Source organism: Burkholderia sp. (genome assembly GCF_018375725.1).
GTDB lineage: Bacteria > Pseudomonadota > Gammaproteobacteria > Burkholderiales > Burkholderiaceae > Burkholderia.
Genome location: NZ_JAHACR010000156.1, coordinates 1 through 9581, shown reverse-complemented (window position 1 = coordinate 9581; position 9581 = coordinate 1). Strand labels below are relative to the sequence as shown.

General features: G+C 67.9%; 6 protein-coding genes. 3 read left to right on the top strand and 3 right to left on the bottom strand.

The genetic code is table 11. The features are described from left to right. Positions 1–550 (bottom strand): UvrD-helicase domain-containing protein (locus KH616_RS16020; RefSeq protein WP_292248006.1); only part of this gene is annotated, 550 nt, incomplete at its 3' end. Further along, positions 547–3900: an exodeoxyribonuclease V subunit gamma gene (gene recC, locus KH616_RS16015; RefSeq protein ID WP_292248004.1), complete on the bottom strand. Its 3354-nt coding sequence runs from the start codon at positions 3898–3900 to the stop codon at positions 547–549. The genes KH616_RS16020 and recC, both read right to left, overlap by 4 nt. Positions 3901–4079: 179 nt before the next feature. Between recC and KH616_RS16010 the strand changes: the two genes are divergently transcribed. Continuing rightward, entirely contained in the window at positions 4080–6392 is a 2313-nt protein-coding gene (locus KH616_RS16010) for an FUSC family membrane protein (RefSeq protein WP_292248002.1), read from the top strand. Positions 6393–6414: 22 nt separating this feature from the next. Here KH616_RS16010 and KH616_RS16005 read toward each other — a convergent pair whose 3' ends face one another. Next, complete coding sequence (locus tag KH616_RS16005) at positions 6415–6579, bottom strand: hypothetical protein (protein ID WP_292248000.1); 165 nt, start codon at positions 6577–6579, stop codon at positions 6415–6417. Positions 6580–6818: 239 nt separating this feature from the next. On the opposite strand from KH616_RS16005, the gene KH616_RS16000 reads away from it, so the two are divergent. Beyond that, the gene (locus tag KH616_RS16000; protein WP_292247998.1) at positions 6819–7862 is read left to right on the top strand and encodes a Fe(3+) ABC transporter substrate-binding protein; all 1044 of its coding nucleotides are present in this window, start codon (positions 6819–6821) and stop codon (positions 7860–7862) included. A 55-nt stretch (positions 7863–7917) separates the two neighbouring features. Beyond that, positions 7918–9531, top strand: a complete 1614-nt coding sequence (locus KH616_RS15995; protein WP_292248008.1) for an iron ABC transporter permease — start codon at positions 7918–7920, stop codon at positions 9529–9531. Positions 9532–9581 lie beyond the last annotated feature (50 nt).

Sequence of the window (9581 nt, the reverse complement as noted above, 5' to 3'; positions counted from 1 at the left end):
GCCAGCGCGCGGCCATCGGCTCGACGCGCGTGCGCCAGAAATCGGCTGCCAGCTCGAAACGCAGCGACGCGTCGTCGGCCTCCATCTCGAATGCAAACGGCATGGCGGCCGCGAACGGCGCTTCCTGCAAGGCACGCTGACAGAACGCGTGAATCGTGTGAATGGCCGCCTGGTCGAACGCATGCAGCGCACGGCGAACCCGCTTCGCGGCCGTCTCCGGATCGAGCGCGCCATCGGCGCCGAGCGTCGTCTCGAGCAGGCGCGCGACGAACGGATCGCCGCCGTCGTCGCCGGTGTCGAGCGCATGCGCCAACTGCGCGAGGCGCCCGCGGATGCGCTCGTGCAGTTCCGCCGTCGCCGCTTTTGTAAACGTCACGACGAGGATTTCATCCGCGCCGAGATCCTTCTCCAGCAGCAAACGCACGTAGAGCGCGCAGATGTTCCATGTCTTGCCGGTACCGGCCGACGCCTCGATCTGATTGACGCCGTCCAGCGGGCACACGAATACGTCGAGCTCGTGTGCCGCTTGGGAATTCGGTGCGCCGCTCATTCCGCCTCCCGCAGATGTTCGACGAGCGGCTCGAATACGAGCCGTGCAAGTGTGCCGAACGGCTCGTCGAGCGACGGTCGGGCACCGCGCCACGCGATCGCAATCGCGGGATCGTCCGCTTCGCTCGCAACCCGCTCGTTGATCCAGACGCTGGCCGCCTTTGCTTCACTATCGGTGACCCACGCCCATGCGCTGCGCGGAAAAAACCGCAGCGGCATCCGCCGGCCCGCGCGAAACAGCGCGGCAAGCGGCGCGAGCCGCTCGAGCGGCGCCGCCACGGGCGTCAGCTCAAACGCACCGCCGCTGCCGAACCAGAGCGTGCGGCGCGGCCCGTCCGGCACCGCCGCGCAATAAACGAGATGTGCAAGCCACGCGGACAGGTAATCGCGTGCGCTGGGCCGCGCATAGCGATAGATGACTTGCCCCGCGGCCGTCAGCCGGTTCAGTGTGCCGTGCAATCGCAGCGGCTCGGCGACCGCATCGCGCGCGAGCAACGCGTCATATTCGCCGAACGGCGCGTGCTCTGCGCCGGGCCATGCAGGCACGACTTCGATCGAGAACGGCAGACGCTCCGCGCCGTCGGCAAGCGCGCGCCGTACATTCGCCGCCAGTTGCGTCAGCGAACCGAGCGCCTGGTCGCGCCACACCGCCCCGGTCGCACCGCCGGGCAGTTCCGGACTCGCGTCGGCAATGCGCAGCGCATGTTCATGCGCGGACGCCTCGTCCGATTCGATCAGGAGCGGCAGCACCCGCTCGGCCAGCGCATCGCTGCCGGAAAAGTCGAGCACGAACGGCTCGCTGTCGATCAATTCCGCCTGGGCGTCGCTCAGAACAATGCCGAGGCGCTCGCGCAACAGCGCGCGCGCCGGATTTCGCCAGAACCGGTCGAAGTCGGCGAACGGCACCGGCTCGGCCGACTCGGCCGGCAACGGTTGCGCGAAGAACGGCGGTGCGTCGCGCGGCGCGTCGGCCGCCAGCAGCGAAGCGAGCGCGGCCCGCTCCGCGTCATATGAAAACAGCGGGCCGCCCGGCTGGAAATAGGCGGCCGCGAACGGTTGCAGCGGATGCTCGACGATGAATGAACGGCGGGCGGCGTCGACCGCATCCGGCGCGGCGTCGGGACCGGCCTCGACGAGCGCGAGATGATCGAGCAGCTCATCGACGAGCGCGGCGGGCGGCAGCGGCGCATTGTCCCGGATGCTGCGCCCCGTATAGGTGATCAGCAGCCGGTCGCGCGCGGCGAGCAGCAAGTCGAGGAACAGGTTGCGTTCGTCGTCGCGGCGCTGCCGGTCGCCGAGCTTCGGCAATGCCGCCATCAGGTCGAATTCGTCCGCGCGCGCGAGGCTCGGCAGCACGCCGTCGTCCATGCCGAGCAGGCAGACAACCCGGTATGGCAAGCCGCGCAGGCTCGTCAGCGACGAGAACGTCACGCCGCCCCACGGCACGCCGCCGCGAGCGGGATCGTCGAGTGCGGCGGCAAGCCCCGCACGCACGACGGCGGCGGGCAACATCTGGTCAGGCGCGCCTTCCTTCATCGCGGCCAGCATCGCGTCGAGCGCGTCCCGCACGGCGGCCAGCACATCGGCATGCGCGGCACCGGAATCGAAGAAGCGCGCGAGCGTGTCGGCGAACAGTTCGCTCCACGCCTGCGGCGTATGCGGCTCGGCAAGACGCCGCGCGAAACCGTCAAGATCGTCGGTAAAGCGCGCAAGGCGGCCGAGCAGTTCGGCCTCGCTGCCCTCGGCTGCCTCGATCGGCAGCCACGCGCCGACCGGCGCGGCGCCGCCGGGCATCGCATAGCCGAGGAAAAGCCGCCCGAGCGCGTCGGAAAACGTATGGCGCGGCGACGGCACATCCGGCGCTTCACTGCGCTCAGGTGCGAGCCCGCGCCGCGCGCCGGCCGCCGCAAGCCACGTCTGTACCGTCTCGAGCGCCGCCGCGTCGATGCCGTAGCGCGCCGCTACCGCATCGACGCGCAACCATTCGATCAGCTCCGGCGCGCCGACCTGTCGCTCCGGCAATGCCAGCCAGTCGAGCAGCACCCGCGCGACCGGGTTCGCCTGCGACGGCGGCAAGCCGGTGATCCGGTATGGAATGCGCGCACCGGACGACGCACGCGTGCCGCCGGCGCCCGCCGCCGCCGTACCGAACACCGCGTCGATCAGCGGCCCCGCCGCGGCGAGATCGGCCACCGCGACGAGCACGTCGGACGGCCGCAGGCTGTCGTCCGCGTCGAACCATGCGAGCAGGCGATCGTGCAGCACTTCGAGCTGACGCGCGAGGCTATGACAGACATGCACCTCGACGCCATGTTCGGCCGGCGGCTCGCCGAGCTCGGCTTCGGGCTGCAGGTCGAGCATCGCATTCTGGATGCGCGCGAGCCACGTCGGCGCGGGATTTTCCACATAGCGCGACGCATCGCTGGACGCGGCGCTTTCAGTCAGCTCGTGCAGCATGTGCAATTGCGCCTGCGCCTGACGGCCCCATTCGGCAAGCAGCGGATGGCCGACTTCCTGATAGTCGAGCCGCCCCGCCGCGTCGAGCGACTCCGCATGCGCGGCCGTCACGATGTCGAACCAGAATTCCCGGCACGGATTGAGCGCATAGATCCGCACGTCGATCCAGCGCGACAACTCGCGCAGCAGCGCAATATGCAGCGGCGGCATCGTCGGCAGCGCGAATACGCTGACCGATTCCGGCCACCCGGCGCGCGCGACCGTATCGAGATCGAGATGCCGCGCGTCGCCGAGAAAACGATGCGCGGGCGGAATGCCGGCATCGCTCAGTTCCGCAAGCAGCGCGCGCCACAGCGCCGCCTGCCAGCGCTCGTCGTCGCGGGTCGCATCGCCGATGGCGCGCGGCGCGCCGTCGCCGGCCAGGATCGACTCGCCGGCCTGCCACGCGGCGAGCCATTCGGGGCGATAGGTCAGATAGTGATCGAGCACGGCCGCGACACGCTGCGCGAGTTCATAGCGCATCGCGTCGTCGGACGCGGAAAGGTAGGCGGCGAGCCGCGGTGAAGCCAGCCACGGCGCACTGCCGGGCGCTGCCGCCAGCAGCCGGTAACATCGCCACACGAGGCGGTCCGGCGCGAACGGAGAACGCGCCGGCACCGTCAGTACGCGGCCGATCTGCGCCCACAGCCATTGCGCGAGATACGTAAACTCGACGTTCGCGCACACGCCGTGGCGCTCCGCGATGTCGAGCTCGAGACGGCGCCGAAGCGCCGCGCTCGGCACGATGATCTGCTGCTTCGCCCACGGGCCGCCGCGGGCCGGGAAAGCGGCCAGGTCGTCGAGCAATGCGTCGGCCAGCGTTTCGTGACGATTCGAATAGAAGAGATGGAGCATGAAACAAGCGTCGAAGCCTCGCGCCGGCGGCGCCGGGCGAACAGGAGCACCAAGGATAGCAAACGGCCGTCGCAGCGAGAACCGGCCGAACGGCCAGGGTCTTGCGCAGGCTGAAATACGTTAGACTCGACGCCAGTCCGAACGCCGCGCGGCGTCGCAGCCAGCCACTTTGCCCCTCGATGCGCTATTCCGTCGAAATCAGAAAGTTTCTCTACAGCCAGTATTTTTTCGGCGGCCTGCGGATCGCGTTCGGCGTCTCGCTGCCGGCGGTGCTGTGCCTGATCGTGTTCCACGACAGCGAACTCGGCTTCACGATCGCGACCGGCGCGCTCGGTGCGTGTGTCGTCGACATGCCCGGCCCCCTCAAGTACAAGCACAACGAGATGCTCGCGTGCAGCGTGATCGGCTTTCTCGCCGCGCTCGCGACCGGGCTCGCGACCCCGAACGTCATCGCGCTGTGGCTGACGATCGTGCCGCTGACGTTCGTGCTGTCGCTGATCGTCGTCTACGGCAACCGCTGGCCGCAGATCAGCTTCGCGACGCTGTTCATGATGGTGATGACGCTCGAGGAGAAATTCACGCCGCTGCAGGCGTTCATCAACGCCGGCTGGATTCTCGCGGGCGGGCTCTGGTACACGTACTGGGCGACCTTCGTGTCGCAATGGCAGGCGCACCGCATCGAGCAGCAGGCGCTCGCCGAGAGCCTGTTCGCATGCGCCGACTACCTGCTCGCCCGTGCGGCGTTCTACGATCTCGACTCCGATCTCGACGAGTGCTACCGCAATCTCGTCGCGAAACAGATCAAGGCGGTCGAGACACAGGAAACCGCCCGCGACATCGTGCTGCGCAATCTGCCGAAACTCCGGAAGGGCAAGCTCGATCCCGCCCGGACGACGATGTTCAACCTGTTCATCAACAGCGTCGACCTGCATGAGCTGTTCGTCGGCGCGCACACCGACTATCCGCTCGTGCGCAACACGTTCGGCGCCTCGGACCTGATCATTTTCTACCGCGACCTGATCTGCAAGGCCGCCTCCGAACTCGAGGAGATCGGCCTCGCCGTGCTCGAAAACCGCGCACCGCACTCGCGGATCAGCGTCAAGGCCGAACTGCGCGCGATCGAGTACGAGATCGAGCTGATGCGCGAGAAGCATTTCCCGTCCACCCATGCGGAAGCGTACGCGGCGATCCTGTCGACGTTCCGGCGAATCTGGACCGCGACACGCATGATCGAGCGGATGCGGCGCAACCTGACCGCCAGCGCCGATGCGCACGAAACCGAGTTGAAGATCGACAAGGCGCTCGCGCGCTTCCTGCAGCACCGCCACATATCGCCGCTGCTGATCTTCTCGAACCTGAACATGCGCTCGCCGAGTTTCCGCCATGCACTGCGCGTGACGATCGCGGTCGCGGTCGGGTTCTGGCTCGGGCGGCTCCTGCCGCTCACCAACGCGTACTGGATCGTGATGACGAGCATCATCATCATGAAGCCCGGCTATTCGCTGACCAAGCAGCGCAACACGCAGCGTATCCTCGGCACGCTGATCGGCTGCGCGGCGAGCCTCGCACTGATCTATACGGTCAAGGAGCCGCATCTGCTGATCGCGATCATGTTCGCGTCGATGGTGATGAGCTACAGCCTGCTGCTGTTCAACTACGCCGCCAGCGTCGTCTTCACGTCGTCCTACGTGCTGCTGCTGTTCCACCTGCTTGCGCCGGGCAGCATGCGCATCATCGGCGAGCGCGTGATCGACACCGTGATCGGCTGCATGATCGCGTTTGCCGCGAGCCGTCTGTTTCCGCACTGGGAATATCAGCAGATGGGCAAGCTCGTCGCCGACATGCTGACGGCAACCCGCAAGTATTTCGAGGCCGCATGGCGCGCCGGGCGTACGCCGGCCGTGCCGGAAGCCACCCTGCGCGGTGCCGACGGCGCGGCGGTCGCGCAGGTCGTCGCGGCGGCAATCGAGACGCCGTCGATCAGCCTCGACGACGACTACCAGTACCGGCTCGCGCGCAAGAACGTGCACATTGCGTTCGCGAATCTCGGACAGGCTTTCCAGCGGATGATGATCGAGCCGAAAGCGCACCAGCGCTTCGTGCCGGAACTGAACGACCTGCTCGTGCAAGCGCACGTGCTCGGCGCGCAGATCACGGCCGCCGCGCCGCTGATCCGCAGCGCATACGCGGGCCTGGGCGGCCCCGGCGAGCCGCTGGCGCGTCCCGACGACGCGCTGCAGCGCGGGCTCGCGGCGGTGCTCGAGAACCTCGAGCAAGCCGAGAAAGGCGCGCCGCCGCCCGCACACCCAATCGAGACGACCAGGGAAGTCACGCGCGACCTCGATGAGATGGTCGTCGCCGTGGAACAGTCCGGCGCCGTGGGCGCAGAATTCACCCACGACCTGAAGGTACTTGCGCATCAGTGCAAGCAGATGCTTGCGTCGTCGCTGCTGATCCGCAAGGACGCGAGCCTCATCCGTCTGCCCGCGTGACCCGGCGCGGCCGGTCGCGACGTCAGTGAGCCTGCGTCGCGCCTGCGGCCTCGGACGGATGCGCCTCTTCGTATGCGCGCTTCTGCGAGATCGCGTTGTACAGGATCGTGCCGATCACGAACACCACGGCCACGACGATCAGGATGGACACGTTGCGGACCGGGTTCTTTTTGCGCTGATCGTTCATGGTCGTGCCTCGCTCCGTCAAATTCGTCGAAGCCGGCATTCTACGCGCTTGCGCACGCGTTGCAGCATCTCCCCGCCCCCGCCACCCAACCTTCCAAAATGCCTTCCGAAACTTTCATTTGATAATCATTCCCATTTCGATTTAGAATCGGCAACCTTACACCGCGTAATGTTTCGGGCCGTTGATGCGGCGGACACGGCCCGGCACCTCCTCCTTCCGCCCGCCTCATCGGAGCCTTTATGTCGCACTCGCGCATTCGCCTGCTTCCGCTCGCCTGCACCCTCGCAGTCTCCGCCGCCACCTTCGCGCCGCTCGCGCAAGCCGCCGAGGAAGTCAGCCTGTATACGACCCGCGAACCGAAGCTGATCCAGCCGCTCATCGACGCATTCACGAAGGAAAGCGGCATCAAGGTCAACACCGTGTTCGTGAAGGACGGCCTGCTCGAACGCGTGAAGACGGAAGGCGGCCAGTCGCCGGCCGACGTGCTGATGACGGTCGACGCGGGCAACCTGCTCGACCTCGTCGACGGCGGCGTTACGCAGCCCGTGCGCTCGAAGGTGCTCGATGACGCGATTCCCGCGAACCTGCGCAGCGCACAGGGCGACTGGTACGCGCTGTCGCTGCGCGATCGCGTGCTATACGTCGAGAAAGACCTGAAGGTCGAGGCGTTCCGCTACGAGGATCTCGCCGATCCGAAATGGAAAGGCAAGGTGTGCATCCGCTCGGGCCAGCACCCGTACAACACCGCGCTCGTCGCCGCGATGATCGCGCACGACGGCGAGGCCGCCACCGAGAAATGGCTGCGCGGCGTGAAGGCGAATCTCGCGCGCAAGGCGACCGGCGGCGATCGCGACGTCGCACGCGACATCCTCGGCGGCATCTGCGACATCGGGCTGGCGAATGCGTACTACGTTGGCCACATGAAGCATGCGGAACCGGGCTCCGACGCCCGCAAGTGGGGCGACGCGATCAAGGTCGTGCGCCCGACCTTCACCAACGAGAAGAGCGGCGGCACGCACGTCAACATCAGCGGCGCGGCGGTCGCGAAGCATGCGCCGCACAAGGCCAATGCGGTCAGGCTGCTCGAATATCTCGTGTCGCCGGAAGCGCAGACGCTGTATGCGCAGGCGAACTACGAATACCCGGTGCGCGCGAACGTGAAACTCGATCCGGTCATTGCGAGCTTCGGCCAGTTGAAGGTCGATCCGCTGCCGGTCGCCGAGATCGCGAAGTATCGCAAGCAGGCCAGCCAACTGGTCGACAAGGTCGGCTTTGACAACTGACGCGCCCCTCGCCCCCGCGCGCCGCGTGTGGCGCCTGCCGCGCCTGCGCGGCGGCATGTGGCTCGTCGCGGCGCTCGCGATCGCCACCGCCGTCGCCGCGCCGCTCGCCGCGCTCGTCGGCGCGGCACTCGACACCGACTTCGCACACTGGCGGCACCTGGCCGAGTTCGTGCTGCCACAGGCGCTCGCCAACACGCTGCTGCTGCTGGGCGGCGTCGGCGCGGTCGTCATGCTGGTCGGCACCGGCTGCGCGTGGCTCGTCACCGCCTACGAGTTTCCGGGACGGCGCATGCTGACATGGGCGCTGTTGCTGCCGCTCGCCGTGCCCACCTATATCGTCGCGTTCGCCTATCTCGATCTGTTGCACCCGATCGGCCCCGTGCAGGGCGCGATCCGCTGGTTGCTCGGCTTCGACAGCCCGCGGCAGTTCCGCCTCCCCGATCTGCGGTCGCTGCCCGGCGCAATCTTCGTGCTCGGCTTCGTGCTGTATCCCTATGTTTATCTGAGCACGCGCGCGATGTTCGTCACGCAGTCCGCGAGCCTGCTCGAAGCCGCCCGCACACTCGGCGCAGGACGCATCGCCACGTTCTGGCGCGTCGTCGTGCCGCTTGCCCGACCGGCGATCGCCGTCGGCGTCAGCCTCGCGTTGCTCGAGACCATGAACGACATCGGTGCGTCCGAGTTCCTCGGCGTGCAGACATTGACGGTGTCGGTCTATACCACGTGGATCACCCGTTCCGATCTCGCCGGCGCGGCACAAATCGCGCTCGCGATGCTTGCGATCGTCGTCGGCATGATCCTGCTGGAACGCTACGGGCGACGCAGGCAGCGCTATGCGCACGGCCGCCGCATGCGTCCGCTGTCCCCGCGCCGCCTGACGGGCGCGGCTGCGTGGGGCGCCGCCACGCTCGGCTGGCTGCCCGTGCTGCTCGGCTTCGGTGCGCCGGCCGCCTATCTCGCGGTCGAGACCGGCAAGCGGCTGCATCTCGTCGGCGGTGTGTCGGCGCAGTTGCTGACGGGGCTCGTCAATACGCTGACGGTCGCGAGCGCCGCCACTGCGGCGACGCTGGCATGCGGGCTGGTCGTCGCGTGGGCCGCGCGCGTGCAGCGCGACGGCGCCGGCGTCCATCCCGGCCGCGTCTGCGCGCGGATCGCCAGCCTCGGCTATGCGGTGCCGGGCACGGTGCTCGCGATCGGCCTGCTGATCCCGCTGACGGCCGCCGACCGGTTGCTCGGCGCCGTATTCGGCCACGACGGGCTGATTCTGATGGGTTCGGCCAGTGCGCTCGTGATCGCCTATACGGTGCGCTTCCTCGCCATCTCGGCCGGCAGCCTGGAAGCAGGCCTCGCCCGCATCCCGCCGTCGCTCGAGCACGCCGCGCGCTCGCTCGGCGAAACCGCGGGCGGCACGTTGCGGCGCGTGCATCTGCCGCTGTTGCGGCCCGCGCTGACGACGAGCGCGCTGCTCGTCTTCGTCGATGCAATGAAAGAACTGCCTGCGACCCTGCTGCTGCGCCCACTCAATTTCGACACGCTCGCGACGTGGCTCTATGCGGAAGCGGCACGCGGCACTTACGAAGACGGCGCGGTCGCCGCGCTCGCGATCGTGCTCGCCGGGCTCGTGCCGGTCATCCTGCTCGCACGCACCCGTCACAAGATCGGACAATGACATCGTGAATCAGCTCGAACTCGACGCCCTCACCCTCGCCTACGACACCC